This is a genomic window from Streptomyces chartreusis NRRL 3882 (assembly GCF_900236475.1).
Taxonomy (GTDB): Bacteria; Actinomycetota; Actinomycetes; order Streptomycetales; family Streptomycetaceae; genus Streptomyces; species Streptomyces chartreusis_D.
Genome location: NZ_LT963352.1, coordinates 8,470,311 through 8,497,300 on the forward strand (window position 1 = coordinate 8,470,311; position 26,990 = coordinate 8,497,300).

Genomic DNA, 26,990 nt, shown 5'->3' on the forward strand with positions numbered 1-26,990 from the left:
GCTACCCGGCCGGCGTTGCGGAAGCGGGCCGCAGCCGCCCGCTGTGCCGTTGGAAGGACAGGGCCTGACCCAGGATCAGCAACAGGTTGGCGCCCGCGAGGGCGAGCCACAGACCCGTCAGCCCTCCGACGTCAGCGGTGGGGACGGAGACCAGCGAGAGCACGCCGTAGCACACCGCGAACGTCACCAGACTCGGCATCGTGCGCCGGATGCTGATGAGCCCGAAACCGCACACCGCCTGCACCGCGTCGGCCATGACGACGACGAGCAGGATCGCCAGCATGCCCGCCACCCGTTCCTGCAACCGCTGGTCGTCGGTGAAGACGGGGATGATCAGGTCGTGGAGCACGGCGATCACGGCCCCCAGGGTGCCGATCGCCACCACGGCCACCTGTAGTCCCGCCATGACTCCACGCCGGACCCCCTGGACGTCGCCGTCGCGCACATGGCCGGCGACCGTGGGGACCGTCGCCTGTCCTATCGCCACGGCGGCGGTGAAGACGAGGTTGGCGAGGGAGATGCAGATGCTGTGCACCGCCGCCGTCTCCGCGCCGAGCCGCGCGGCGGCGAACCCCAGAACTCCCAGTACGGCGAACTTGATCAGCACCGTCCCGGCGAGGGGAACACCCACCTTGGCGAGCGCCAGCATCTCCCGGGGCACCGGCCTGCCCGGGTTCAGCGAGTGGCCCGCCAGCACCGTCGAGCGGTGCAGCGACAACTGGGCGACCCCCGCGGTGATGATGTTGGAGGCGAGGATGGCCACCCCCGCTCCGACGAGCCCGAGCGAGGGAAGCGGACCGGCACCCGGTACGAGCAGCAGCGACAGCAGCACCGCCGTGCCCGTGCCCCACAGCCCCGCCCGCATCACGAGCTTCCCGCGTCCGAGACCCACGAGAACCGAGGTGGCGGACGAGGCGAGCGCGGTGCACACCAGGCTGCACGCCAGGAGCGCCGGGAACCAGCCCAGCTCGTCGAGCACCTCGCGGGGCACTCCTGTCCACGCGCCCAGCAACGGAACACCGAGCACCGCGACGGCCGCGACGGCGCCCACCACCATCGCGAGCCACGTTCCGTTCCTCACGGTCGGCAACAGCGCGTCCGGGTCGTCGTCATGGGCGGCGACGAACGGCATGACACCACGCATCACGCCGTTCACCGCCGCGGTGGACGGCGTGAACACGGCCATGGCGACGGTGAAGGCGGCGAGCGACGACGTGGTGTGCTGCCCGAGCACCGCCGTGTCCACGAGCGCTCCCGCGGACGAGGCGATCATCGTCAGGTAGAGGGGGAGAGCCGCGCCCGCGATGCGTCTGACGACGCTTTCCCGTTGCTGAGCTGTCTGCTTCGCTGGTGTCGTTTTCCTGGACATCCTCTGGGCGCCCTTCATTTGGAAGAGATTCGCGGAAACCATCTCGCGTGCGTCGACAGTGTGCCGCCGCGGGACAGGCCGCCGGCCCGGGTGATCAGGTGTTCCCGTGGGGTACCCGGAGCGGGCAGGACGGAGAACCCGCAACGAGCCGAAGGAAGAGGAACGTCATGGCTCAGCATGTCCGCGACATCATGACCAGCGATCCGGCCACGGTCGAGCCGCAGACCTCCGTCGCAGAGGTGGCCCGCATCATGCGCGACGAGGACCTCGGCGTCGTCCTGGTGACGGACGGCGACAATCTGCGCGGTGTGGTCACCGACCGTGACCTGGTGGTCCGGTCGATCAGCCGGGGCGGCGACCCGGAGCGGACCAGCGTGGCCGACGCGTGCAGTGACGACCTGGTCACCGTCAGCCCCGACGAGGACCTCGGTCACGCGGTGGAGCTCATGCGTGAGCACTCCGTGCGCCGTATCCCGGTCGTCGACCACGGCCACCCCGTGGGCATCGTCTCCCTGGGCGACATGGCCATGGAGCGCGACCCGGACTCGGCGCTGGGCGACATCAGCGCCGCGCGTCCCAACACCTGACGACAGCACCCGAGCGGACGGTCCCGCGCACGCACGGTGCGCGGGACCGTCGTACGGTGCGCACAACAGTCCCGAGGCGCGCGGGACTTCAGAGACCGGCCGAGACGTCACGACCCGGGTTTGTTCGGTTTGTTCATGGGGACTCGAACAGCAGCGGATGCAGAAGGAAGATGATGAGTCGTGACGACCATGGAGACCAGTGACAAGCCCCTCGTCCGTCGGCCCGAGACCGGCTGGTTGAAGGCACGCCGCCTGCGCGGAAAGGCCGCGCTGCGGACCTGCCTCCCCGCCGTGGAGGACCGGGCCACCACCCGGACCGCGCGCTCCGAGCCGGACTGGAACATCGTCAGGGGCGAGGACTGACCGCTCCCCAGGAGGCCGCGCGGTGACGATGCGCGTAACTCCGCGCGTCGGCAACCAAAAGAAGTGATGTTCACATCCGCCGGATCACGACTAAGGTGAGCCGAATGAAGGCTCTCGTGCTGTCCGGCGGCGCAGGAACAAGACTGAGGCCGATCACGCACACGTCGGCCAAGCAACTGGTGCCAGTGGCCAACAAGGCTGTGCTCTTCTACGGGTTGGAGTCGATCGCCGAGGCCGGCATCACCGACGTGGGCATGATCGTCGGGGACACGGCCGCGGAGATCGAGGAAGCGGTGGGTGACGGGTCGCAGTTCGGCCTCAAGGTCACCTACATACCCCAGGAGCGGCCCCTGGGGCTGGCCCACGCGGTGCTGATCGCCCGGGACTACCTCGGTGACGACGACTTCGTGATGTACCTCGGCGACAACTTCATCGTCGGCGGCATCACCGGACTCGTCGACGAGTTCCGCAGCAACCGGCCCGACGCCCAGATCCTGCTCACCCGCGTGGCCGACCCACGCGCCTTCGGTGTCGCCGAACTCGACCCCTCCGGCCAGGTCATCGGCCTGGAGGAGAAGCCCGACCGGCCCAAGAGCGATCTCGCCCTGGTCGGCGTCTACCTGTTCACCCCCCTGATCCACGACGCGGTACGCGCCATCGAACCGTCCTGGCGCGGCGAACTGGAGATCACCCACGCCATCCAGCACCTGATCGACTCGCGCGCCGACGTGCGCTGCACGGTCATCACGGGCTACTGGAAGGACACCGGCAACGTCGGCGACATGCTCGAGGTGAACCGCATGGTTCTGGAGGGCATGGACCGGCGGATCGACGGCGAGGTGGACGCGGCGTCGGAGACCATCGGGCGCGTGGTGGTGGAGGAGGGCGCGCGGATCATCGACTCGCGCATCGTCGGCCCCGCCGTCATCGGTTCCGGAACGGTCATCCGCAACTCCTACGTGGGTCCCTTCACCTCCATCGCGGAGAACTGCCGGGTCACCGACAGTGAAGTCGAGTTCTCCATCGTGCTGCGGGACTCCTCGATCCAGGGCGTGGGCCGGATCGAGTCCTCGCTGATCGGCCGGCACGTCGAGGTGACGCCGGCCCCCAGCGTCCCCAGCGCCCACCGCCTCGTCCTCGGAGATCACAGCAAGGTGCAGATCACTTCATGAACCTCCTCGTCACCGGCGCCGCCGGGTTCATCGGCTCCCGCTACGTCCGCGCAGCTCTCGCCCAGGACGCACCCGCCGCGCCGCGCATCACCGTGCTGGACAAGCTCACCTACGCCGGCACCCTCGACAACCTCGAACTGACCCATCCCCGGCTGGAGTTCGTGCAGGGCGACATCTGCGACGCCGAACTGGTCGACAAGCTCATGGCCGACGCGGACCAGGTCGTGCACTTCGCCGCCGAGTCCCACGTGGACCGCTCGATCACCGGCGCGGCCGACTTCGTCCGCACCAACGTGCTGGGCACCCAGACCCTGCTGGACGCCGCCCTGCGCCACGGCGTGGGCCCCTTCGTGCACGTCTCCACCGACGAGGTCTACGGCTCCATCGACACCGGCTCGTGGCCGGAGGACCACCCGCTGCAACCGAACTCCCCGTACTCGGCCTCCAAGGCCTCCTCCGACCTGCTCGCCCTGGCCTACCACCGCACCCACGGCCTGGACGTGCGTGTCACACGGTGCTCCAACAACTACGGCCCGCACCAGTTCCCCGAGAAGATCGTCCCGCTGTTCGTCACCAACCTCCTCGACGGCCACAAGGTGCCGCTGTACGGCGAGGGCCGCAACGTCCGCGACTGGCTGCACGTGGACGACCACTGCCTGGGCATCGACCTCGTCCGTACCAAGGGCCGGCCCGGCGAGGTCTACAACATCGGCGGCGGCACCGAGCTCACCAACAAGGAGCTCACCGGGCTGCTCCTCGACGCCTGCGGCGCGGACTGGGACCGGGTGGAGTACGTGGAGGACCGCAAGGGCCACGACCTGCGCTACTCCGTCGACTGGTCCAAGGCCCGCGACGAACTCGGCTACCGTCCCCGCCACGACTTCACCACCGGCCTCGCCGAGACCGTCGCCTGGTACCGCGACAACCGTGCCTGGTGGGAGCCCCTGAAGCAGCGCGTCGCCCAGGAGCGGGCATGAGGTGGCTGATCACCGGGGCGGGCGGAATGCTCGGCCACGACGTGGTCGAGGAGCTCACGCGGCGCGGCGAGGAGGTGGTGGGCCTGGACCGGGCGGCCCTGGACATCACCCGGCCCGGCACCGTCGAGACGGCTGTGCGCGACCACCGGCCCGACCTGGTCGTGAACTGTGCCGCCTACACGGCCGTCGACGACGCCGAGAGCGACGAGGCCCGCGCCCTGGAGATCAACGGCGACGGACCGCGACTGCTGGCCCGGGCCTGTGCCGCGCACGGCGCCCGCATGATCCACGTCTCCACGGATTACGTCTTCTCCGGCGAGGCCCGAACGACCCCCTATCCGGAGGATCATCCGACGGGCCCGCGCACCGCCTACGGCCGCACCAAGCTGGCCGGGGAGCGCGCCGTGCTGGAGGAACTGCCCGGGGCGAGCGCGGTCGTGCGCACGGCTTGGCTCTACGGGGTCCACGGCGCTAACTTCGTGCGGACCATGATCGGTCTGGAAGCCCGCCGCGACACCCTCGACGTCGTCGACGACCAGCGCGGGCAGCCCACGTGGAGCGCGGACGTCGCCGAGCGGATCGCCGACCTCGGCGTACGGCTCGGCCCGGACGCGCACGGCGTCTTCCACGCCACCAATTCCGGCGAGGCCACCTGGTACGAGCTGGCCCGCGAGGTGTTCGCCCTCGTCGGCGCCGACCCGGACCGGGTGCGCCCCACCACCAGCGCGGCTTTCCCCCGGCCCGCGCCCCGCCCGGCGTACAGCGCCCTCGCGCACCGCCGGTGGCAGGAGATCGGCCTGCCGCTGCCGCGCGACTGGCGCTCCGCCCTGCACGAAGCACTGCCCCGCATCCGCAAGGAAGGTCTCCCTCGTGAAACGCCATGAGTTCCTCCGGGAACTGCACAAGGTCAGCGCCAATCGCAACTACCTGGAGATCGGCGTCAACGACGGGCGCAGCCTGACGCTGTCCCGCGTCCCCAGCATCGCGATCGACCCCGCCTTCAAGGTGGTCTCGGAGCTGAGGTGCGACGTCCACCTGGTGAAGGCCACCAGCGACGACTTCTTCGCGCGTGACAATCCGCTCCAGCACCTCAAGGGCGGCCGTCACCCGCTGCGCAACCTGCGCCGCGGCCGCAGCCCGATCGGCTACTGGCGCCGCACGACGCTGGACCTGTCGTTCATCGACGGCATGCACCTGTTCGAGTTCGCGCTGCGCGACTTCATGAACGTCGAGAAGTACTCGGACTGGGCCAGCGTGATCGTCCTCGACGACATGCTGCCGCGCAGCATCGACGAGGCGGCCCGGGACCGGCACACCAACGCCTGGACCGGTGACGTCTACAAGATCACCGAGGTGCTGGCGCGCTACCGCCCCGACCTGGTCACGGTGCAGGTGGACACCGCCCCCACCGGCCAGCTCGTCGTCTTCGGCGCGGACCCGAACAACCGGGTCCTGCACGACAAGTACGACGAGATCATGGCCGAGTACAAGGTCCCCGACCCCCAGAAGGTCCCCGAGGCGATCCTGGAGCGGGCCGGTGCGGTACGCCCCGAGACCCTCCTGGAAGCCGGCTTCTGGCGCCCCCTCACCCACGCCCGCAACCGCGGCCTGCCCCGCTCCGTCGGCTGGGAGCCCCTGCGCAAGGCCCTGGAACAGGTGGGCGTCAGCCGCTGAGCCCTCCGGCACCGGCCGCTGCCCGGCGGCGGCCGGCGCCGACTGCTTGACGCCCTGCGCGCCGAGGTGAGTCTCCCGAGTCAGCCCTCTGCCGACCGGCTGCCGCGCCGGGCTCCGCGCCCTCGCAGCCTCCGGCGTGTCGCCTGCGCTGCGCGGACGGGCCTGCGGGTGTCGGGGCGTTGCACGGGCCTCGATCCCCGTGATGTGTGCGCCGGGCGGCCTGGCCGTACGGCGTGCGTCGCGTGCGCCGCGCGGGGCGTTGGGCAGCCGGTCGTACGGCGTGTCGTGGGCGCCGCGCGGACCGGACCTGCGGCGTGTCGAGGAAGTGAGCCTCTCCGTGCCACGGCGGGCGCCGGCCTCAAGCACTGCGCGCCGCACGAGGTGCGGGCCGGCGAGGCCGCCCCGCACCTCGTGCGGCGGCGTTCGCAGGGCCGGGGCGCGTGGCCCGCGCACGCCAGGCCGGGAACCTCGTGCTCGCACGGATGCTGCACCGCCGCACCGGCCCGCGCCTGCCCGACCTCGATCGTCCCGAGCCCGGCACGACCCCGTCAGACCCCTCTGGACCGGCCCCGGGCGATGCGCGCCCCGTCCGGGCCCGCAACGCCCCGCGTGCCGAAGCGGAAGCCGACGTCAGCCGTCCCGCCGCCCGCCCCGCAGCTCCTCGTAGTACGCCAGGCAGGCCTCGTACGACGGCAACAAGCCCTGGCGTTCCGCCTCGGCCAGGGTCGGGGCCTGGTCGTCCTTCGGGGAGAGGAGCGGCTCGATTCCGTCGGGCCACTCGATGCCCAGGGCCGGGTCGAGCGGGTGGATGCCGTGTTCGCGTTCCGGGGCGTAGCCGGCCGAGCACAGGTACACCACCGTCGCGTCGTCCGTCAGGGCCATGAACGCGTGGCCCAGCCCCTCCGCGAGGAACACCGCGTGCCGGGTGTCCTCGTCGAGCCGTACGGCCTCCCACCGGCGGTAGGTGGGGGAGCCCACGCGGATGTCGATCACCACGTCCAGGACGGCACCGCGCACACACGTGACGTACTTGGCCTGGCTGGGCGGCACATCCGCGAAGTGCACACCCCGCAGCACGCCCCGCCGGGAGACCGAGCAGTTGGCCTGGGCCAGGGACAGGTCGTAGCCCGTGGCCTCACGGAACTCCGCACCCCGGTACCACTCGTGGAAGCTGCCCCGGTCGTCCGGGAAGACCTTGGGCTCCAGAACCCAGGCGCCCTCTATCCCCAGTGGTCGCATGCTGTCACTGCCCTCCGATCCTGAGACGGGAAACCTTCCGGCGCGCGGCACCGAGCACCCGCCGCGCACGCCGCGCCACCCGCAGCGCGACACCGGGCTGCGGCACGGGCGCCACCCGCACCCGGCCGCCCGACGCGCGCAGCGCGAACGGCAGCCCGGTGTACGGCGGCCGGGCCGTGTCCGGGGCCAGGCACAGGGCCACCCGCCAGACGCCGCGCGAGATGCCCTGCGCGGGCAGGGCCGCCGCCAGCACCGCCCCCGTCCCGTCCGTGGCGGGGGAGAGCGTGCCGGGCGTCTCGATCATCTGCTGGGGGGAGACGAGCCGCAGCCGCACCTCGGTGTCGCCGGGGACGTACAGCGGAAGCCGTACACGCACCTGGTCATCGGTGACGGTGACGGCGGACTGCTGCACGCGGCCCAGCCCGAGCCGCTTGCCCCGCGTGCCGAGCTCCAGGGAGAGGTTGCCGTGCGGCTCCGTCCAGTACGGCAGCGCCGGACGCCCCCCGACGACCCCGGCATCCGGTGTGGGCCGGCTCGCCATCGGCGCCGGACCCAGCCGGCATTCCTTGGTCCAGCCGCCCAGCTTGACCCGGACGAGCGCGTCCCAGACGCCGTCCTTCGGCAGGTCGGCCGGATCGACGGTGGCGGTCGCCCGCAGCACGAACCGGACTCCCTCGCCGTCCTCGACGGGCACGGTCTCGCGGGTGAACCGCACGGGCTGGAAGTACTGCGCGGCACTGGACCGCTCCCGCAGCAGCAGGTCGGCGGTGGCCTGACCGAAGCGCGCGGCGGTCTGCGAGGCCACCCACTCCACCGCCTCCGTGACGTCCTTGGGCGCGTCGTCCAGCGGTGTCGCCTCGGCGTCGGCCGGGAAGGTCATCGGCTCGCCGCCGGAGGTGTACTCCGCCGTGAAGCCGATGCTGAGGGAGCCGTCCCGCCACTCCACGTGTCCGGGGGCCGCCTTGGGAGCGACACCGGCCTCCCACTCGGCGAAGGACACGACGTCGTCGTACCGGTCGGCCGCGGTCAGCGCGGCGACGACCTGCTGCGTGGGCTGGAGCCCGGCCGCGACGCCGGGACCGAACCGCTCCACGACGACCTCGTGGATCTCGGCGAACAGCTCCCTGCGGTAGTCGTCCGGCAGCTTCAGGAACCGCCGGGCCCGCAGCCGCTCGACCATCTCCACGCGCAGCCAGCGCCGGAAGAGCTTGTCGCGCACCGGCCCGGGCTCGGTGTACCGCTCGACGACGTCGAGGGCCTCACGGAGGTTCTTGAAGTAGCCGACCGGATCGAAGCGCTCGAAACCGGCGTTGGAGCCGTCGTCCCGCCGGAGGTGGTAGTAGCAGACGTAGTCGCTGAGCACGGAGACGTTCTCCGCGCGCAGATACGCCTCGGCGATGAAGACGTGGTCCTCCAGGCGCCGTCTGCCCTCCGGGAAGCGCAGGCCGATGCGGTCCAGGAAGGCACGGCGGAACATCTTGTGCGGGGTGAGGCTGTCGATGAGCGGTGCGTTCTCGACGGTGGCGCGCGGATGGTTGCGGCGGAACAGCTCCACCGGCACCCCGCGGCCCTTGCCGGCCATCTTGCCCACGACGACATCGGCGCCGTGGGCCACGCCGTAGTCGTACATCCGCTCCAGGGCCTCGTCGCCCAGGTAGTCGTCGTTGTCGACGAACATGACGAACTCGCCGCGGGAGGCCTCGATGCCCACGTTGCGGGGCTTGCCCGACCAGCCGGAGTTCTCCTGGTGGATGACCTTCACCCGGGGGTCCTCGGCGGCGAGCGCGTCGAGCCGGGCCGGCGTCTCGTCGGTCGAGCCGTCGTCGACGAAGATCACCTCGTACTCGTCGGGAGGCAGCGACTGCCTCTGGAGCGAGGCGATGCAGTCCTCGATGTAGATCCCCGGGTTGTACACGGGGACGATGACGCTGACCTTGACCGGCATCGGGTTTCCGGGCCCCTTCGGGTCGCTTGCCGTAGACGTCCTGTTGTACTGCGCGTTGCCCGATGCTAACCCGGTCGGCGACGCAGCCTCACCTTTCGAGACCGGGCCGTGATCATCTCCGCCGCCGGAGCAACTGAGCTGCCCAGTCCGTCTGTTTCAAGGTCGACCGGGTTCCCGGACGGGGCGGTGGAACGCCTCTAGGGTGAGGATGTGCGCCTGCTTTTCATGTCGGATACTCACCTGCCCAAGCGGGCCAAGGTCCTGCCCGCCCCCCTGCTGGCCGAACTCCCGCACGCCGACGTCGTGTTCCACGCCGGCGACTGGGTCGACACGGCCACCCTCGACCTGCTGGAGGACCGCTGCCGCAGGCTCGTCGGCGTGTACGGCAACAACGACGGGCCGGACCTGCGGGCCCGGCTGCCCGAGGTGGCGTACGCGGAACTGGGCGGGCTGCGCTTCGGCGTGATCCACGAGACCGGCCCCGCCCAGGGCCGGGAGAAGCGCTGCGCCGCCCGCTTCCCCGACCTCGACGTGCTGGTCTTCGGCCACAGCCACATCCCCTGGGACACCACGGCCCCGACCGGCCTGCGCCTGCTCAACCCGGGTTCGCCGACGGACCGCCGCCGCCAGCCCCACTGCACGTACCTGACCGCCACCGTCGCCGACGGCCGGCTCACCGACGTGGAACTGCACCGGCTGCCGCCCCGCACACCCCGCTGACTCCGGCCGGGCCCGGCCGCCCGGGGAACCGCCGTGACATGATCGGCCCATGGCGCAGGACAAGGGATACCTCCTGGACAACCGGCAGGCCGAGGCCGGGACCCGCTTCGACGCGCTGGCCGCTCTCTTCGACGCCTCGACGTTCCGCCACTTCGAGCAGGTCGGCGTCGCCGAGGGGTGGCACTGCTGGGAGGTCGGGGCCGGCGGACCGAGTGTCGCCGCGTGGCTCCGCGAGCGCGTCGGACCGGGCGGGCGCGTGCTCGCCACGGACATCGACGTGTCCTGGACGGAGGCTGCCGCCACCGAGGGTGTCGAGGTGCTCCGCCACGACGTCGGCCGCGACGAACCCCCGGCCGGGCCCTTCGACCTGATCCACGCCCGCCTCGTCCTGGTCCACGTGACCGGGCGCGACGCCGCGCTGCGCACGCTGGTCCAGTCGTTGCGCCCCGGTGGCGTGCTGCTGGTCGAGGACGCCGACCCCGCGCTCCAGCCGCTGATCTGCCCCGACGAGTACGGCCCCGAGCAGGAGCTGGCCAACCGGCTCCGCAGCGGCTTCCGCCGGCTGCTGCGGCAGCGTGGTGCCGACCTGGCCTACGGCCGCAGGCTGCCGCGACTGCTGCGCGAGGCCGGCCTCGCCGAGGTCGAGGCCGACGCCTACTTCCCGATCACCTCGCCCGCCTGCGACGTCCTGGAGGCGGCCACGGTCCGGCAGGTGCGGGACCAGCTCGTCGCCGAGGGCCTCGCCACGGACGAGGAGATCGAGCGGCACCTCGCCAGTGTCGAGGCGGGGCGCCTCGACCTCGCGACCTCACCGATGATCTCGGCCTGGGGCCGACGGCCCGTCGACGACGGCTCGCGGTCCTGACTCACCGGGGGCGGGGCGATGCACCGCTCCCTGAGTGGCGGTGAGCGGCGCCCCGCTGCCGCCCCAGCGCAACGCGATGATCTCCGCGGCGACGGACACCGCCACCTCCTCGGGCGTACGGGCCCCGAGGTCGAGCCCGACCGGTGAGCGCAGCCGGGACAGCTCCCGCTCGGTGAGCCCGGCCTCGGCCAGCCGCTCCGCCCGGTCGGCGTGGGTACGGCGGCTGCCCATCGCCCCGATGTAGGCGGCGGGCCGGCGCAGTGCCTCCTGGAGCAGCGGCACGTCGAACTTGGGGTCGTGCGTGAGGACGCAGACGACCGTGCGCTCGTCGGTGTCCGTGTCCCGCAGATAGCGGTGCGGCCACTCGGCGACCACCTCGACACCCTGGGGGAAGCGCCGGGGCGTGGCGAAGACGGGGCGGGCGTCACAGACGGTGACCCGGTAGCCGAGGAAGTCCCCGATGCGGGCGACGGCCGCCGCGTAGTCGATCGCGCCGAAGACCAGCATCCGCGGTGGGGGTGCGAAGGACTGGAGGAACACGGTGACGGAGTCCTCGCGGCGCTGCCCCTGAGGCCCGTAGTGCCGCAGGCCGGTGGCGCCGAGAGCGAGCTCGCCGCGCGCGTCGGCGGTGACGGCCGCGTCCAGGCCGCTCCCGCCCAGCGTGCCCGACACCCGGTCCGGCCGGACGGCGAGCGCCGCCCCGCGCGGTGCCGGGCCGTCGGTCACCGTCGCCACGGTCACCGGCTTTCCTTCCGCGACGCGGTCCACGACCGTGCCGAAGGCGGGATCCAGCTCAGGCGTGACGGGCCGCACGAGCAGCGTGATCTCGCCGCCGCAGGTCAGGCCGACGGCGAAGGCGTCCTCGTCGCTGTAGCCGAAGGTCTCCAGCCGGGCCTCGCCGCTCGCCACGACCTCCTGCGCCAGTCCGAAAACCGCGCCCTCGACGCAGCCCCCGGACACACTGCCCACGACCTCCTCGTCCGGACCCACCGCCATCGCCGCGCCCGGGTCGCGCGGCGCACTGCGGCTGACCTCGACGACCGTCGCCAGGCCGAACGGGAGCCCGGCGGCGTACCAGCGGCCGAGCACCGGGAGGATGTCACGCACGACCAGCTCCTTCCACGCAGCCCACCGGGTTCCCCGCCGGCGGAAAATCCGTTGTGGCCCACCGGGCCGGTCTGCTGCACTGCACGGGTCGACGACGTCACCGAGTCCCGAGGAGCCTCAGATGCGCACTGCGTCCATGTCCCCCCAGACAGGAACGGCTCTCTCTCCGAAGGACATGACGCTTCGTGCACTTGCTCAACCTCGGCATTCTCGCCCATGTCGACGCAGGTAAGACCAGTCTGACCGAGCGGCTGCTGCACGCGGCCGGGGTGATCGACGAGGTCGGCCGCGTCGACGACGGCAACACCCGTACCGACACCCTCGCGCTGGAGCGGCAGCGTGGCATCACCATCAAGTCCGCCGTCGTCTCGTTCCCGCTCGACGGTGTGACGGTCAACCTCATCGACACACCCGGTCACCCGGACTTCATCGCCGAGGTGGAGCGTGTGCTCGGTGTGCTGGACGGCGCCGTCCTCGTGATCTCCGCCGTCGAAGGGGTGCAGGCCCAGACGCGGGTGCTGATGCGGACCCTCCAGCGGCTGCGCATCCCGACCCTGCTCTTCGTCAACAAGATCGACCGGCGTGGGGCGCGGGAGGCGGAGGTGCTGCGCTCGGTCTCGGCCCGCCTGACACCCGCGATCGTGCCCATGGGAACAGTCACCGGCCTCGGCACGCGCGCGGCCCGCTTCACCCCGGGGCCCGGCCCGGCCGCCGCCCTCGACGTCCTGACCGAGTACGACGACGCCCTGCTGTCCGCGTACGTCGAGGACACCGTCACCGACGCCCTCCTGCGCGGGTCCCTCGTCGCGCGGACCCGTGAGGCCCTGGTCCACCCGGTCTTCTTCGGCTCCGCAGCCACCGGCGCGGGCGTGGAGGCGCTCCTGACCGGCATCGAGGAACTGCTGCCGGCCGCCGACGGGGACCCGGACGGGCCGGTCTCCGGCAGCGTGTTCAAGGTCGAGCGGGGCCCGGCGGGGGAGAAGGTCGCCTACGCCCGGATGTTCTCCGGCACCCTGCGCACCCGCGACCGGATCCCCTGCGGAGCGGACGGCGCCGAAGGCAGGATCACCGGAATCAGCGTCTTCGGCCGTGGCACGGACACCCGCGCCGACGCGGTCCACGCCGGACAGATCGCCCGGCTGTGGGGTCTCGCCGACATCAGGATCGGCGACGCGATCGGCGACCCCCGCAAGGCGTACGAGCACTTCTTCGCCCCGCCCACCCTGGAGACGGTCGTCGTCCCCGGCCCCGGTGTGAACAGAGGCGCGCTCCACCTCGCGCTCACCCAGCTCGCGGAACAGGACCCGCTGATCGGCCTGCGTCACGACGAACACCGGCAGGAGACCTCCGTCTCCCTCTACGGCGAGGTGCAGAAGGAGGTCATCCAGGCCACCCTGGCCGACGAGTACGGTCTCCACGTCACCTTCCGCGAGACCACCCCGCTGTGCGTCGAGCGGCTCGTCGGCACCGGGCATGCCGTGGAGTTCAACAAGAAGGACCCGAACCCGTTCCTCGCGACGGTCGGCCTGCGCGTCGATCCCGCGCCGGTCGGCTCGGGCGTCGGCTTCCGGCTGGAGGTGGAGCTCGGCTCCATGCCGTACGCCTTCTTCAAGGCCGTCGAGGACACCGTCCGCGAGACCCTCGGCCAGGGGCTGCACGGCTGGCAGGTCACCGACTGCACGGTCACCATGACCCACAGCGGCTACTCACCCCGCCAGAGCCACGCCCACCAGGGCTTCGACAAGAGCATGTCGAGCACCGGGGCCGACTTCCGCGGCGTCACACCGCTGGTGCTCGTCGAGGCGCTGCGGCGGGCCGGCACCCGGGTCCACGAGCCGATGCACCGCTTCCGCATCGAGGCCCCGGCCGACACCCTCGGTGCCCTGCTGCCGGCCCTGGCCGGGCTCGCGGCCGTACCGGAGACGACGCGGACCCGGGGCGACCTGTGCGTCCTCGAAGGCACCGTGCCGGCGGCGCGGGTGCACGCCCTCGGACACCTGCTTCCGGGGATGACCCGCGGGGAGGGAGAACTGGAGAGCGCCTTCGACCACTATGCGCCAGTCATGCACGGCACGATTCCCGAGCGTCCGCGCACCGACCACAACCCGCTGAACAGGAAGGAGTACTTGTTGAACGTGACACGAAGGGTGGGCGGTTGAGGTGTGCGAGCTGTCCGAGAGGGAACTTACTCCAGAGTCAGGGGTGTTGACGGTGTCCTGATATCACCGGACTGTAGTGGACATGCCGACTATCCGAGTACGTCTGCTGGTTGTCCTGGCCGTCCTCTTCGGCTCCGTGTCGGTGGCGGGCGTCCCGCCGGCCACCGCCGCGCCTCCTCCCGGCTCCCTCTGGTTCGACGACCCGACGGTGACCGTGCGAAACGGCCGCTTCACCGACGACTCCGGCCGAGAGGTCGTACTGCGCGGCTACAACGTCTCCGGCGAGACCAAGCTGGCGGAGAACGGCGGTCTGCCCTTCGCCTCCGTCGCCGACGCGCGCAAGTCGGCGACCGCCCTGCGCGCCCTCGGCGGCGGCAACACCGTCCGCTTCCTGCTCTCCTGGGCGTACGCCGAGCCCGAGCGCGGCAAGGTGGACACCGCCTACCTGGCGGCCGCCACCGACCAGATGGAGGCGTTCCTCGACGCCGGCATCCGCGTCTACCCCGACTTCCACCAGGACCTCTACTCCCGGCACCTCTTCGACACCGACAGCTGGTACACCGGCGACGGCGCGCCCAAGTGGGCGGTGGACGCCGGGAACTACCCGGACGAGTCCTGCGGGATCTGCCTCTTCTGGGGGCAGAACATCACCCAGAACGAGGCCGTGAAGCGGGCGTCCTACGACTTCTGGCACAACGCCCACGGTGTGCAGGACGCCTTCCTCGCCACCGCCGAGAAGACCATGGCGTACGTCGAACAGCACCTGAGCGCCGACCAGTTCAGGGGTGTCGTCGGCTTCGACCCCTACAACGAGCCGCACGCGGGCGTCTACGACTCCGGGCAGACCAGCCGCGCCTGGGAGAAGGACGTGCTGTGGCCGTTCTTCGAGAAGTTCCGGGCCCGCATGGACGCGGCCGGCTGGCGGGACAAGCCCGCCTTCGTGGAACCGAACCTGTTCTGGAACGCCAACCTCGACTTCCAGAAGCAGGAGGGCGGCCTGCTCGACGCCGGAAAGCTCGGACCGCGCTATGTGTTCAACACCCACTTCTACGACCAGAAGGCCATCTCCGGCGTCTTCATGTGGGGAAAGGCGGCCGACGGCCAGTACGTGAACGACTTCCGGACGGTCCGCGACCGGGCCGCCGCCGCCCGGACGGCCGCCGTGATCAGCGAGTTCGGGCACCCGCTCACGGGCACGGTCTCCGACAAGGCGCCGACCGTCCTCAAGGCGATGTACCAGGCCCTCGACTCACCCCGGAAGGGGTCCGACTGGTGGTCCGACCCGGCGGCCTCGGGGCCGGTGCTCTCCGGGACGCAGTGGCAGTGGGACATCTACAACGGCCGCCACCGCGAGCTGATGAACGGCAACCCCGACAAGGTGCTCACCGCCGGTGACGCCTGGAACGACGAGGACCTGTCCGCCGTACGCCTCGACGACTCGGGCAAGCCGGTGCTGCGCCAGGACGCCCGGCTCCTGGACCGCCTCTACCCGAGCGCCACGGCCGGCACGACCGTCGGCTTCACCTACGAGGACCGCTCCCGCGACGGCTCCGCGACCCTGACCTGGAACCCGGTGCCGGACTCGCTGCCGAACGTGCGGCAGCTGGTGGGTTCCGGACAGTACGGGCTGCTGCTGTGGCGCTCGAACGGCAGCACGGCGCCCACCGAACTGCACCTGCCGGCGAGCTTCCCGAACGCCTCCACCACGGTCGTCTCCGACCTGGGCACGGTCCACGCCCCGCCCGCGTACACCTCGACGACCCCGGTCGGCGTGGCCCAGGAGCCCGGCGGCACGGGAAGCCGCCGCCTGCTGCTCACCGCGCCGGACTCGGGCGTCCTGCACTACGCGCTGGTGACCAACGGGGCGGCGGCTCCCTCGGCGGAACTGCTGAACGCGGCCCGCTCCGAGCTGAGGACGTGGGCCGCGAAGGAGGTCAACTAGCGGACGGGCTCGTCCAGCCGGCCTGCACATGACCGAGCCGGACGCGCTGCGGGTGGTCCCCGACCGGCACGGACACGGTCTTCTTCCCGGTGGCGAAGTCGATGGCCGTGACCTGGTCGGAGCCGCTCTCGGAGACGACGCAGCTCTTGCCGTCACCGCTGACCGTGGCCCAGTAGGGCTTGGCGGCGGTGACGAGCGGACCCTCCTGGAGGGTGCTGCGGTCGACGACCGTGGCGTAGTCGTCCATGGTCCCCGCCACGCACAGCTTGCTGCCGTCCGGGCTCATCGAAAGGCCGTGGTGGCGTGAGTCGTTGACGAAGGTGGTGCGGTCGTCGCTGGTCGCCGGGTTCTTCGGCAGGGTCTTCGTGCGGGTGATCTTGTCGCCGGCCAGGTCGTACTCGAAGAACCCGTTGAAGAACGACACCTGGAAGTACAGCTTCGACTCGTCCGGCGAGAACACCGCAGGCCGGACCGCGTCGGAGAAGTCCTTCAGCCCGACGGCGTCCAGGCGCGGGCGCATGTCGATGACCTTGACCTGCTGATACGTGGTCGCGTCGATGACCGTGATGCGGCGGTCGCCCTTCGTCCAGTCCAGCCAGGGCGCGTCGGTCTGCGTGTTCACGTCGCCGATCGACATGTTGTAGATGTACTTGCCGTCCTTGGTGAAGATGTTCTCGTGCGGCTTGTCACCGGTGGGTGCCTTGCCGAGCTGCTTGCCGGTCACGATGTCCAGCACGTGCACGGTGTTGCCGGTGGACGCCGACACGGCGACCCGTGTGCCGTCGGGGGAGACGGCCATGTGGTCGGCGCGGAAACCGGACACCGGGAAGCGCCAGTTGATCCGCCCGGAGGCGAGGTCGATCGAGACGACGTCGGCGAAGCTGGGCCGGGAGACGACCACCGACTTCCCGTCCGGGGTGGAGTACATGTCGTCGACGAACTGGTCGTGTCCCTCGCCGACGGTGTTGCGGATCGTCATGAAGGCGATCCACCTGATCGGATCGGCGTTGATCTCCGCCATCCGCTCGTCCTTGTCGGGAACGACGTTGATCCGGCCTATCTTCGCGAAGTCGCCGGTGGACTTGATGACATCGGCGGTGCCCTCCCAGTTGTTGCCCACGAACAGCACCTGACGCAGTGCGGCGGAGGCGTCGGGCGTGTCCGCGCGGGCGGCGGTCGCGGGAACGGTGGCGCTCAGGGCGAGGGCGGCGGTCAGGGAGCACAGGTGCCGTCGTCGGAAGACGGGCATGGCTGATCCCTCCTCTGCGGGTGGGGTGAGGAATCTGAACACACGTACTTTCAGAGTCAACTTACTGCAAAGTAAGGAAGGGGTGGCCTTCTCCACAAGACCGCGTCCACGACAAAATCGTGTGCGGGCGAAGACGGGTGTTCGAGCGACAGGGGGAGAGCCGGTGCCGGGCAGACTCAGAGCGCCGACCGGCCGCTACGGCGGGAAGACCGCCGAGGAGCGGCAGGCCGAGCGGCGCCGGCGGTTCCTGGACGCCGCGCTCCAACTCTTCGGCGACACCCCCGGCTTCCGCGCCACCACCGTCGCGGCGCTCAGCGAGGCGGCCGGGCTGTCCACCCGTCAGTTCTACGAGGAGTTCCGCACCCTGGAGGACGTGCTCGCGGCGCTGCACCTCCAGGTCAACGACTGGGCCGAGGCGGCGGTGCTGGAGGCTGCGGCCGGTGCGGCGGACCTGCCGCTCGTCGAGCGGGCGACCGCCATCTTCCGCGCCTACGCCGGGAACGTCGCCGCCGATCCGCGCCGGATCCGCATCACCTTCGTCGAGATCATCGGCGTCAGCCCGCGCCTGGAGGAGCAGCGGCTCGCCCGCCGGGCCGGCTGGGTCGACCTCATCTGCGCCGAGGCCCAGGCGGCCGCCGCGCGCGGGGAGGCGGCGCCCCGCGACTACCGCCTCGCGGCGACGGGTTTCATCGGCAGCGTCAACGGCCTGCTGCACGACTGGAGCGCCGGCTGGGTCGACGCGACGCTGGACGAGGTCGTCGAGGAACTGGTCCGGCAACTGCTGGGGATCCTGCGGCCCCCGGGCTGGACCCCACGGGGGTGACTCAGGCCCGCGTACCTCCCGATCCGTTCGCCCGGGCTCCGGGAAACGCCCTCCGGTAGTCGCCGGGCGACACCCCGAGGTGCTTGAGGAAGTGGTGGCGGAGATTGTTGGCCGTGCCGAGGCCGCTCAGCTCCCCGACCTTCTCGATGGGCAGGTCCGTCGACTCCAGCAGTGACCGGGCGCGCCCGAGCCGTTGGTCGAGGAGCCACTGGAGCGGTGTCGTCCCGGTGGCGGCCTGAAGCCGCCGGTAGAACGTACGCGGGCTCATCGCGGCCCGGCGCGCCAGGTCGGCCACGGTCAGCGGCCGGTCCAGGTGGGCCCGCGCCCATGCCAGGACGGGCGCCAGCCCGTCGTCGTCGCCGGCCGGCACGGGCAACTCGATGAACTGCGCCTGCCCGCCCGGCCGGTGGGCGGGCACCACCATGCGGCGCGCCAGCTGGTTGGCGACGTGCGCGCCGAGATCCCGCCGCACCAGATGCAGACACAGGTCGAGACCTGCGGTCAGTCCGGCGCTGGTGAGCACGTCACCGTCGTCCACGTACAGCACCGACGCGTCGACGTGCACCTTCGGGTAACGCGCGGCCAGCTGTGGGGTGTGCATCCAGTGGGCGGTGGCGCGCCGTCCGTCGAGCAGCCCCGCCTCGGCGAGCGCGAAGGCACCCGTGCACAGGGAGACCATGCGGGCGCCCGCGTCATGAGCCCGGCGCAGGGCGGCGATCAGCTCCCGCGGCAGCGGCCTGCCCTCCTCGACGCACGGGTCGGGCACCGAAGGCACGATCACCGTGTCGGCACCGACCAGGTCGTCCAGCCCGTAGCGGGTGCGCAGGCTCAGGCCGTGACCGTCCCCCGCCGCCGGCTCGGCCCCGGTCCCGCACAGTCGCAGGTCGTACCAGGGATCGGCCAGATCGGGCTGCGGCTTGCCGAACACGGTGCACGGGATGCTCAGTTCGTACAGATCCCACGAGGGGACCCCGATCTCCTCGGTCACGACCACGGCGACAGAACCGGCACTCATGCTCCGCAGCCTATGGCAGGAATTTGGTGAAGGCCGTCACTGCTGTCACTGTTCCCGATCTTCGTGCCCTGCGAACGTGGCCGTACGTGATCACACGTCATCTACTGGACCACCACGAGGAGTTGGGCATGAACGCAGGACACCGCCGGCCGGTCACCGTCGTCGGACTGGGCTCGATGGGATCGGCACTGGCCGCCGCGCTGCTGGACCGGGGCCACCCGACCACCGTGTGGAACCGTTCCCCGGACAAGGCCCGCCCCCTCGTCGAGCGCGGCGCCCACCTGGCCGGCACCCCCCAGGAGGCGATCGCCGCCTCGCCCCTGACCATCGCCTGCGTGCTGGACTACGAGGCGCTGTACACCGTCCTCGACCCGGCGGCGGCCGAGCTGGCGGGCAGAACCCTCGTCAACCTCACCTCCGGATCCCCTGAGCAGGCCCAGGAGGCCGTCAAGTGGGCCCACTCGCACGGAGCCGGGTACCTCGACGGCGCCATCATGACCACCCCGCCCGGCGTCGGCGACCCCGCCGTGATGTTCCTCTACAGCGGCTCCCGGGAGGTCTTCGAAACCCATCGCTCCACCCTGGCGACCCTCGGCGACCCCCTCCACCTGGGCACCGACCTCGGCCTCGCCTCCCTCTACGACGCCGCGCTGCTCGGCCTGATGTGGGCCACCATGACCGGCTGGCTGCACGGCACCGCGCTGGTCGGCGCCGAGGGGATGTCCGCCACCGCCTTCACCCCGGTCGCGATCCGCTGGCTGAACACGGTGGCGGGCTTCCTCACCACGTACGCGCCGCAGGTGGACGCCGGCCGTTACCCGGGCGACGACGCCACCGTCGACGTGCAGATCGCGGCCATCGACCACCTCATCCACGCGGCGGCGGCCCGGGGCATCGACAACGCGCTGCCCGAGCTCCTGAAGGCCGCCATGCAGAAGGCCGGCGCCGCCGGACACGGACAGGACAGTTACGCCAGCCTGATCGAGGTCCTGAGGAATCCCGCCGGCAACGAGGCCTGACAGCCCTGGATCGACACCAGCACCACGAGATCCGCTGCCACCAGCAGTGCGCATCCCAGCAGCAGACCGGCCGGCAGCCGTGCGCGGAGCCTGCGGTACACCGCCTCGTACTCGCCCCGCAGTTCCTGCCCGCGCCGCGCTGTTCGCTGCCACGAGGCCCGGGCGAGAGCGAGGTGCTCCGCGGCGAACAGCCGCTCCACCTCCTCCCGTTGGGCTTCCGGCAGCCGGTCGAGCCGGGCGGCGAAGCACGCGGCGGCCGCACGGGCCTCCTCGCGTGCGGCAGCGGCCAGCAGATGGCCCTCGACCTCGTTGTGGAACGCCCGCATGTCAACGGGCAGCCCTTCCATGGCGCTCATCGGTGCATCAGCTCCCGCTCCGCCGCCGCGACGTCCGCACGGTGCAGGTCGAACGCCGGGGACTCACTACGGATCCGGGGGAGGGCGACGAAGTTGTGGCGGGGCGGCGGGCAGGAGGTCGCCCACTCCAGGGAGCGGCCGTAGCCCCACGGGTCGTCGGCCGTGACCCGCTCGCCGTACTTGGCCGTCTTCCAGACGTTGTAGAAGAACGGCAGCATCGACATGCCGAGCAGGAACGAGCTGATCGTCGACACCGTGTTCAGCGTCGTCAGGCCCTCCACCGCCAGGTAGTCGGGGATCCGCCGCTGCATGCCCTCCGTGCCCAGCCAGTGCTGGACGAGGAACGTGCCGTGGAAGCCGATGAACAGCGTCCAGAAGGTGATCTTGCCGAGGCGCTCGTCGAGCATCTTGCCGGTGAACTTCGGCCACCAGAAGTGGAAGCCGGAGAACATCGCGAACACGACCGTCCCGAAGATGACGTAGTGGAAGTGCGCGACGACGAAGTACGAGTCGGAGACGTGGAAGTCGATCGGCGGCGAGGCCAGCAGCACGCCCGTGAGCCCGCCGAACACGAACGTGATGAGGAAGCCGGTGGCCCACAGCATCGGTGTCTCGAAGGACAGCGAGCCCTTCCACATGGTGCCGATCCAGTTGAAGAACTTCACACCGGTCGGGACCGCGATCAGGAAGGTCATGAAGGAGAAGAACGGCAGCAGCACACCGCCGGTGACGTACATGTGGTGCGCCCACACCGTCACGGACAGACCCGCGATCGCGATGGTCGCGCCGATCAGACCCGTGTAACCGAACATCGGCTTGCGGGAGAAGACCGGAATGACCTCGGAGATGATGCCGAAGAACGGTAGCGCGATGATGTACACCTCTGGATGGCCGAAGAACCAGAAGAGGTGTTGCCACAGCAACGCGCCGCCGTTGGCGGAGTCGAAGACGTGGGCACCGAACTTGCGGTCCGCCTCCAGGGCGAACAGGGCCGCGGCCAGGACCGGGAAGGCGAGCAGGACCAGCACACCGGTCAGCAGCACGTTCCAGGTGAAGATCGGCATGCGGAACATCGTCATGCCCGGGGCGCGCATGCAGATGATCGTGGTGATGAAGTTGACCGAGCCGAGGATGGTGCCGAAGCCGGAGAAGGCCAGACCCATGATCCACATGTCGGCGCCGATGCCCGGGCTGCGGACCGCGTCCGAGAGCGGGCTGTAGGCGAACCAGCCGAAGTCGGCCGCGCCCTGCGGGGTGAGGAAGCCGCCCACCGCGATGAGCGAGCCGAACAGGTACAGCCAGTAGGCGAACATGTTCAGCCGGGGGAAGGCCACGTCCGGCGCGCCGATCTGCAGCGGCATGATCCAGTTCGCGAAGCCGGCGAACAGCGGCGTCGCGAACATCAGCAGCATGATCGTGCCGTGCATCGTGAACGCCTGGTTGAACTGCTCGTTCGACATGATCTGCAGACCAGGCCGGGCGAGCTCGGCGCGCATGAACAGCGCCATCACGCCGCCGATGACGAAGAACGCGAACGACGTGGCCAGGTAGAGGTCACACTCTCCTGACGCGACGAGAATCACGGAACCGGGTGTGACGACAGGGAAGGTGCCGGACACGAACGGGACATGAGCAACGACGAGATCTTCGCCGCTGCCTATCGCGAGCACTACTGGGCGGTCAGCCGCTATGTCGCGCGGCGACTGGACGGGCGGGCCGGCGAGGTGGAGGAAGTGGTGGCGGAGGTGTTCACGGTCGCCTGGCGGCGCCGGGCCGACCTGCCCTCCTCTCCACTGCCCTGGCTGTACGGCGTGGCACGCAACTGCCTGGCCAACGCGGTGCGCGGCCACGGACGCCGCCGCCGGCTCGTCGACCGGCTCGGCAACGACGACACCGCGCACGGACGGCACATCGCGGTGGGCCCCGAGGCGGACACGCCCGGCGGCTGGGTGCACGAGGCACTCGCCCGGCTCTCCGCGGCCGACCAGGAGGTGCTGCGCCTGACGGCCTGGGAGGAACTCGGCATCGACGAGGTCGCGATCACCCTCGGCTGCGGCAGGCGGGCCGCAGCGATGCGGCTGCACCGGGCTCGCCGCCGCCTCAGAGCCGAGATCGACGGGATGCGTCCCGCGGCCATGGCGGACTCGGCGGACTTGGCGGACACGGGACACTCACTGGGCGAGGGGGATCGCCGATGACCGACGTCCTCTCCGAGCCCGGGGCGGCGGCGGGTGACGGTCCACCGAGGGCGCGCCCCGTCAGCGCAGCGGACGCGCGTGCGCTGTCCGGGTCCGGGATCGGTTGCGCCGCACGCGTCGTGTCCGGGCCTGTGGCCGGCCCCGCCGTGCACGTCCTCTCCCGGGGCGGGATCGCGTGTAGAGCACACGCCCTGTCCGGGGTGGTCGGCGGCGCCGCACGAGCGGTGTTCGGGGTCGGGATCGGTTGCGCCGCACGCGTCGTGTCCGGGCCTGTGGCCGGCCCCGCCGTGCACGTCCTCTCCAGGGACGGGATCGCGTGTAGAGCACACGCCCTGTCCGGGGTGGTCGGCGGCGCCGCACGAGCGGTGTTCGGGGTCGGGATCGGTTGCGCCGCACGCGTCGGGTCCGGGCCTGTGGCCGGCCCCGCCGTGCACGTCCTCTCCAGGGACGGGATCGCGTGTAGAGCACACGCCCTGTCCGGGGTGGTCGGCCGCGCCGCACGAGCGGTGTTCGGGGTCGGGATCGGTTGCCCGGCACGCCTTCTGTCCCTGGCCGGGTCCGGGTACGGGACCGGTATCGGTCGCGGCGTACACCGTCTGTGCGGGACCAGGACCGGCACCGGGATCGGGGTCGGTTGCGACGCACGTGCCCGGTCCGGGACCGCCGCTGGCCTCGACGCGCACGCCGTGTCCAGGACCGCGGCCGGTCGGGCCGCACGCGCTCTGCCGCGGATCATGACCGGCCGCCCCGCACGCGTCCTGCCCTGGACCATGACCGGCCGCCCCGCACGCGTCCTGCCCCGGGCCACGACCCGACGCGCCGCACGCGCCCTGATCACGCCTTCGACCGGACGCCATGCCCGGGCCCCGCGTCCCCTCCCCGCCGCCCACGTCACCGCCCCTAAGGAACACGGCCATGGCTGACGAACTCGAACTGCTGCGCGGTGCCAACCCGGTGCCGTCCGACGCGCCCCACTTCGGCGACGGCCCCCTGGACCACGGCGCCGAGCGCCGACTGGAGCGGCTGCTGCGTGAGCGGCCCTCCGGACGGCTGCGGGACCGGCTGGTGCCCGGCACGGGCCGGCCCCGGCTGGCCTGGGGACTCATCGCCACGGCCGTGGTCGCCGCCCTGGCGCTGACCCTCGTACTGAGCGGCCCCAACACCACACCGGCAGCCGCCGCACCCCGCCCGCTGGTGGTACAGACCGGCTCCACACCCCTGCCCCTGGACCGGCTGGCCGAGCGCGCGGCACAGGCTGCCGTCGACGGATCTCCCCGCCTGCGCAAGGGCACGCACGTGCAGTCCTGGAGCATGGGCATGTCGGAGGACAAGCCCCCGATCACCCTGCCCGAAGAGCGCATCGTGCGCTGGCGGGCCGACGGCAGTCACACGGAACTCGTCGTGGCGACCGACCCGAGGCATCCGGGCCGCCCGGTCCTCTCCGACGCCGGCGGTGAGCCGCACCTCGTCGACGACGGGCACGTCATCAGCGACCAGACCTATCCGCCGAGCTGGAGCGACGCCCCGCCCCAGTCCCCGCCACCGCACGAGCCCGCCCGGCTGCGCGCTTACCTGACGGAGGCTCAGTACTCTGACACTCCGCTGACCACGCCCCAACTGCTGGACGCCGTCGAGGTGCTGCTCGACCACTGGACCCTCGGCGCCCGGGAGACCGCGGCGCTCGCCCGCCTCCTGGCCGGCGCCGAGGGACTGCGGCCCGTCGGCCAGGTGACCGACCGCCTCGGGCGACCCGGTCAGGCGTACGTGTACGACGGCCCCGGCGCCCACCACATGCTGGTCATGGACCCGGTCACCGGCGCCGTCCTCGGCCTGGAGAGCACCTTCTCCACCGCCGAACCCGAGTACGGCGTCAAGAAGGGCGACGTCATGTCGTACAGCGCGTGGATGCGCTGATCACGCCCCGGGCAGCCTATTCGTCCCAGGCCTGGACCAGGGTCTGTTCGGCGATCTTGCCGTCCCGCAGCGAGATCATCGACTCGGACAGGACGCGCACACCGTCCGCGTACTCGCAGCTCTCGCTGTAGGCGGCCTCGTCGCCCTGGATGACGCACCGCTCCAGCTTGTGCGTCATGTCGCGGCTGTAGACGTCTTCCAGCATCCGGCTGATCTCGTCCCGGCCGTGCAGGACCTTGGGGTGGCTGGGCTGGGTCGTGTGGTCGACGATGCGGAACTCCGCGTCGTCCGCGTAGAGCGAGAGCAGAATCTCCGGGTTCTGTCCCTCCAGAGCCTGGCGCAGTGTCTCTCTGTCGAAGGCGGGGTCTGCCGCGGTTCCCATGATGATCTCCTTCGAAGGGCCGCGACCCGGTCGGAGCGGGCCGCGAGGGGCCTCTCCTGTCGAGCCTCCTCCCGTCCGCCGGGCTAGGCAAGCGCAGCCGCACACACGCGGCCCTCGCATGCCCGCCCGCCGGCTCAGTCCGCCGCGGCCAGGAACTGGGTCGCCGCCAGCTCCGCGTAGAGCGGGTCGGCGGTCACGAGCTCGCGGTGGGTGCCGACCGCCCGGACACGGCCCGCGTCCATCACCACGATCCGGTCGGCCATCGTCACCGTGGACAGCCGGTGCGCCACCACGAGGACCGTGGTCGTACGGGCCACGTCCGCGACGGTGTCGCGCAGCGCCGCCTCGTTGACCGCGTCCAACTGCGAGGTCGCCTCGTCGAGCAGCAGCAGCCGGGGGCGGCGCAGCAGCGCCCGGGCGATGGCGACACGCTGGCGCTCACCGCCCGACAGCTTGGTGCCCCGATGCCCCACGAGTGTGTCGAGGCCGCCGGGCAGCCGGGCGACCAGGCCGTCGAGACGGGTCGTCTTGAGCACCCGCGCGAGGGCGTCGTCGTCCGCCTCCGGATTGCCCAGCAGCAGGTTGTCCCGCAGGGAGCCCGACAGGACCGGCGCGTCCTGCTCCACGTAGCCGATCGCGGCGCGCAGTTGGGGCAGCTCCCAGTCGGCGAGGTCGCGTCCGTCGAGCGTGATCACCCCGGAGTCCGGATCGTAGAACCGCTCGATCAGCGAGAAGACGGTGGTCTTGCCGGCGCCGGACGGGCCCACGAACGCCGTCATGCCCTGCGCGGGCACGGCGAACGTCACACCGTGGTGGACGTACGGCGAATCGTCGGCGTACCGGAAGCGGACATCGTCGAAGGCGAGGGCGGCGGGCCGCGCGCCGGGGGAGGGGAGCGGGGCGGCAGCGGCCGCCGGCTCGGCGGGCAGACGCAGCGCCTCCTGGATGCGGGTGAGGGCCGCGGTGCCCGTCTGGTACTGCGTGACGGCGCCGACGACCTGCTGTATCGGCGACATCAGGTAGAAGACGAACAGCAGGAACGCGACGAGCGTGCCCACGTCGACGGCGCCGGTCGCCACGCGCGCGCCACCCACGGCGAGCACCGTGATGAAGGCGATCTGCATGGCCAGTCCCGCCGTGTTGCCCGCGGCCGCCGACCACTTGGCGGCCCGCACGCTCTGCCGCCACGACTCCTGCGCCGCCTCGTGCAGTGTGCGCTCCTCCCGGTGCTCGGCACCGGACGCCTTGACCGTGCGCAGGGCGCCCAGGATCCGCTCCAGCGAGGCACCCATGACACCCACCGCGTCCTGCGCCTGCCGGCTCGCCTTGTTGATGCGCGGCACGATCACGCCGAGGATCACGCCCGCGCCCAGGATCACGGCGAGGGTGACGCCCAGCAGCACGGCGTCCACCAAGCCCATCATCACCACCGTCGCGACGAGCGTGAGACCGCCCGTGCCCAGCCCGACCAGCGAGTCGGTGGTCACCTCGCGCAGCAGGGTGGTGTCCGAGGTGATGCGGGCCATCAGGTCGCCGGGTTCGCTGCGGTCCACGGCCGTGATCCGCAGCCGCAGCAGATACGACGACAGGGCGCGCCGCGCGCCGAGCACCACCGACTCGGCGGTGCGCTGCAACACGTACGAACCCAGCGCGCCCAGCGCCGCGTTGGCCACGACCAGGGCCGACATGGCCAGCAGCGCGCCGGTGATGGCCCGGTCGTGCGCCAGATCGTCGATCAGGTCCTGCGCCACCAGCGGCAGCATCAGCCCGGTCGCCCCGGTGACCAGCGAGAGCACCGCACCGGCGAACAGGGACCGGCGGTGCGGCCGTACGTAGGCGAGGAGCAGCCGCCAGGCGGGCGTGCCGGGGTCGGTCTCTGCGATGCTCACGTCGCTCCTTCGGCGTGGGGCGGAGC

The 26,990-nt window shown here is 71.4% G+C and carries 24 protein-coding genes; 14 read left to right on the forward strand and 10 right to left on the reverse strand.

The features are described from left to right. Position 1 precedes the first annotated feature (1 nt). On the reverse strand, positions 2-1,369 hold the full coding sequence (locus tag SCNRRL3882_RS38210) for an MATE family efflux transporter (protein WP_102514930.1): 1,368 nt from the start codon (positions 1,367-1,369) through the stop codon (positions 2-4). A gap of 167 nt (positions 1,370-1,536) precedes the next feature. Between SCNRRL3882_RS38210 and SCNRRL3882_RS38215 the strand changes: the two genes are divergently transcribed. The 6 genes from SCNRRL3882_RS38215 to SCNRRL3882_RS38240 all read left to right on the forward strand — a co-directional run bounded on the left by SCNRRL3882_RS38215 (position 1,537) and on the right by SCNRRL3882_RS38240 (position 6,142). After that, positions 1,537-1,956, forward strand: coding sequence for a CBS domain-containing protein (locus SCNRRL3882_RS38215; protein WP_010040498.1), 420 nt, complete (start codon positions 1,537-1,539; stop codon positions 1,954-1,956). A 180-nt stretch (positions 1,957-2,136) separates the two neighbouring features. After that, positions 2,137-2,319, forward strand: coding sequence for a hypothetical protein (locus SCNRRL3882_RS38220; protein ID WP_010040496.1), 183 nt, complete (start codon positions 2,137-2,139; stop codon positions 2,317-2,319). 104 nt (positions 2,320-2,423) lie between these two features. Beyond that, positions 2,424-3,491, forward strand: coding sequence for a glucose-1-phosphate thymidylyltransferase (locus tag SCNRRL3882_RS38225; protein ID WP_010040494.1), 1,068 nt, complete (start codon positions 2,424-2,426; stop codon positions 3,489-3,491). Further along, complete coding sequence (rfbB, locus tag SCNRRL3882_RS38230) at positions 3,488-4,468, forward strand: dTDP-glucose 4,6-dehydratase (RefSeq protein ID WP_010040492.1); 981 nt, start codon at positions 3,488-3,490, stop codon at positions 4,466-4,468. The genes SCNRRL3882_RS38225 and rfbB overlap by 4 nt, the downstream gene beginning before the upstream one ends. Beyond that, the gene (gene rfbD / locus SCNRRL3882_RS38235) at positions 4,465-5,352 is read left to right on the forward strand and encodes a dTDP-4-dehydrorhamnose reductase (protein ID WP_010040489.1); all 888 of its coding nucleotides are present in this window, start codon (positions 4,465-4,467) and stop codon (positions 5,350-5,352) included. The genes rfbB and rfbD overlap by 4 nt, the downstream gene beginning before the upstream one ends. Next, on the forward strand, positions 5,339-6,142 hold the full coding sequence (locus SCNRRL3882_RS38240) for a methyltransferase type 11 (protein WP_010040487.1): 804 nt from the start codon (positions 5,339-5,341) through the stop codon (positions 6,140-6,142). Before rfbD ends, SCNRRL3882_RS38240 begins: the two co-directional genes overlap by 14 nt. A 630-nt stretch (positions 6,143-6,772) precedes the next feature. Here the strand turns inward: SCNRRL3882_RS38240 and rfbC are convergent. Together rfbC and SCNRRL3882_RS38250 are read right to left on the reverse strand one after the other, a co-directional pair. Beyond that, entirely contained in the window at positions 6,773-7,381 is a 609-nt protein-coding gene (gene rfbC, locus SCNRRL3882_RS38245) for a dTDP-4-dehydrorhamnose 3,5-epimerase (protein ID WP_010040485.1), read from the reverse strand. 4 nt (positions 7,382-7,385) lie between these two features. Next, entirely contained in the window at positions 7,386-9,326 is a 1,941-nt protein-coding gene (locus SCNRRL3882_RS38250; protein WP_010040483.1) for a glycosyltransferase family 2 protein, read from the reverse strand. 210 nt (positions 9,327-9,536) lie between these two features. On the opposite strand from SCNRRL3882_RS38250, the gene SCNRRL3882_RS38255 reads away from it, so the two are divergent. Then, positions 9,537-10,046, forward strand: coding sequence for a metallophosphoesterase family protein (locus tag SCNRRL3882_RS38255; RefSeq protein ID WP_010040481.1), 510 nt, complete (start codon positions 9,537-9,539; stop codon positions 10,044-10,046). 49 nt (positions 10,047-10,095) lie between these two features. Then, a complete protein-coding gene (locus tag SCNRRL3882_RS38260; RefSeq protein ID WP_010040479.1) occupies positions 10,096-10,911 on the forward strand; it encodes a class I SAM-dependent methyltransferase in 816 nt (271 codons plus the stop codon). On the opposite strand, the gene SCNRRL3882_RS38265 is transcribed toward SCNRRL3882_RS38260, so the two are convergent. Next, the gene (locus tag SCNRRL3882_RS38265) at positions 10,855-12,018 is read right to left on the reverse strand and encodes an XdhC family protein (RefSeq protein ID WP_010040477.1); all 1,164 of its coding nucleotides are present in this window, start codon (positions 12,016-12,018) and stop codon (positions 10,855-10,857) included. The genes SCNRRL3882_RS38260 and SCNRRL3882_RS38265 overlap by 57 nt on opposite strands. Before the next feature lie 185 nt (positions 12,019-12,203). Between SCNRRL3882_RS38265 and SCNRRL3882_RS38270 the strand changes: the two genes are divergently transcribed. Beyond that, positions 12,204-14,177 carry an elongation factor G gene (locus tag SCNRRL3882_RS38270; RefSeq protein WP_010040474.1) on the forward strand — a complete coding sequence of 658 codons (1,974 nt, stop codon included), beginning with the start codon at positions 12,204-12,206 and terminating at the stop codon, positions 14,175-14,177. Positions 14,178-14,259: 82 nt separating this feature from the next. After that, positions 14,260-16,119: a cellulase family glycosylhydrolase gene (locus SCNRRL3882_RS38275; protein ID WP_010040470.1), complete on the forward strand. Its 1,860-nt coding sequence runs from the start codon at positions 14,260-14,262 to the stop codon at positions 16,117-16,119. On the opposite strand, the gene SCNRRL3882_RS38280 is transcribed toward SCNRRL3882_RS38275, so the two are convergent. Beyond that, entirely contained in the window at positions 16,112-17,368 is a 1,257-nt protein-coding gene (locus SCNRRL3882_RS38280; RefSeq protein WP_010040469.1) for a YncE family protein, read from the reverse strand. The two genes, SCNRRL3882_RS38275 and SCNRRL3882_RS38280, sit on opposite strands and share 8 nt — an antisense overlap. Positions 17,369-17,531: 163 nt before the next feature. On the opposite strand from SCNRRL3882_RS38280, the gene SCNRRL3882_RS38285 reads away from it, so the two are divergent. Beyond that, entirely contained in the window at positions 17,532-18,191 is a 660-nt protein-coding gene (locus tag SCNRRL3882_RS38285; protein ID WP_010040467.1) for a TetR/AcrR family transcriptional regulator, read from the forward strand. Between the two features lies 1 nt (position 18,192). Here the strand turns inward: SCNRRL3882_RS38285 and SCNRRL3882_RS38290 are convergent, their stop codons facing one another. Next, positions 18,193-19,185: a helix-turn-helix domain-containing protein gene (locus SCNRRL3882_RS38290; RefSeq protein ID WP_010040465.1), complete on the reverse strand. Its 993-nt coding sequence runs from the start codon at positions 19,183-19,185 to the stop codon at positions 18,193-18,195. A 149-nt stretch (positions 19,186-19,334) separates the two neighbouring features. On the opposite strand from SCNRRL3882_RS38290, the gene SCNRRL3882_RS38295 reads away from it, so the two are divergent. Continuing rightward, on the forward strand, positions 19,335-20,225 hold the full coding sequence (locus SCNRRL3882_RS38295; RefSeq protein WP_010040463.1) for an NAD(P)-dependent oxidoreductase: 891 nt from the start codon (positions 19,335-19,337) through the stop codon (positions 20,223-20,225). On the opposite strand, the gene SCNRRL3882_RS38300 is transcribed toward SCNRRL3882_RS38295, so the two are convergent. Together SCNRRL3882_RS38300 and ctaD are read right to left on the reverse strand one after the other, a co-directional pair. Beyond that, positions 20,174-20,581 (reverse strand): hypothetical protein, encoded by a 408-nt coding sequence (locus SCNRRL3882_RS38300; RefSeq protein WP_102514931.1) that lies wholly within the window; start codon positions 20,579-20,581, stop codon positions 20,174-20,176. The two genes, SCNRRL3882_RS38295 and SCNRRL3882_RS38300, sit on opposite strands and share 52 nt — an antisense overlap. Further along, positions 20,578-22,164 (reverse strand): cytochrome c oxidase subunit I, encoded by a 1,587-nt coding sequence (ctaD, locus tag SCNRRL3882_RS38305; protein WP_102515056.1) that lies wholly within the window; start codon positions 22,162-22,164, stop codon positions 20,578-20,580. The genes SCNRRL3882_RS38300 and ctaD overlap by 4 nt, the downstream gene beginning before the upstream one ends. Before the next feature lie 45 nt (positions 22,165-22,209). Between ctaD and SCNRRL3882_RS38310 the strand changes: the two genes are divergently transcribed. Continuing rightward, positions 22,210-22,779: an RNA polymerase sigma factor gene (locus SCNRRL3882_RS38310; protein ID WP_010037957.1), complete on the forward strand. Its 570-nt coding sequence runs from the start codon at positions 22,210-22,212 to the stop codon at positions 22,777-22,779. Positions 22,780-23,694: 915 nt separating this feature from the next. Then, on the forward strand, positions 23,695-24,693 hold the full coding sequence (locus SCNRRL3882_RS38315) for a CU044_5270 family protein (RefSeq protein ID WP_010037961.1): 999 nt from the start codon (positions 23,695-23,697) through the stop codon (positions 24,691-24,693). 16 nt (positions 24,694-24,709) lie between these two features. Here the strand turns inward: SCNRRL3882_RS38315 and SCNRRL3882_RS38320 are convergent, their stop codons facing one another. After that, on the reverse strand, positions 24,710-25,075 hold the full coding sequence (locus tag SCNRRL3882_RS38320) for a nuclear transport factor 2 family protein (protein WP_010037963.1): 366 nt from the start codon (positions 25,073-25,075) through the stop codon (positions 24,710-24,712). Positions 25,076-25,209: 134 nt separating this feature from the next. After that, positions 25,210-26,964 carry an ABC transporter ATP-binding protein gene (locus SCNRRL3882_RS38325; protein ID WP_010037964.1) on the reverse strand — a complete coding sequence of 585 codons (1,755 nt, stop codon included), beginning with the start codon at positions 26,962-26,964 and terminating at the stop codon, positions 25,210-25,212. Positions 26,965-26,990: the final 26 nt, after the last annotated feature.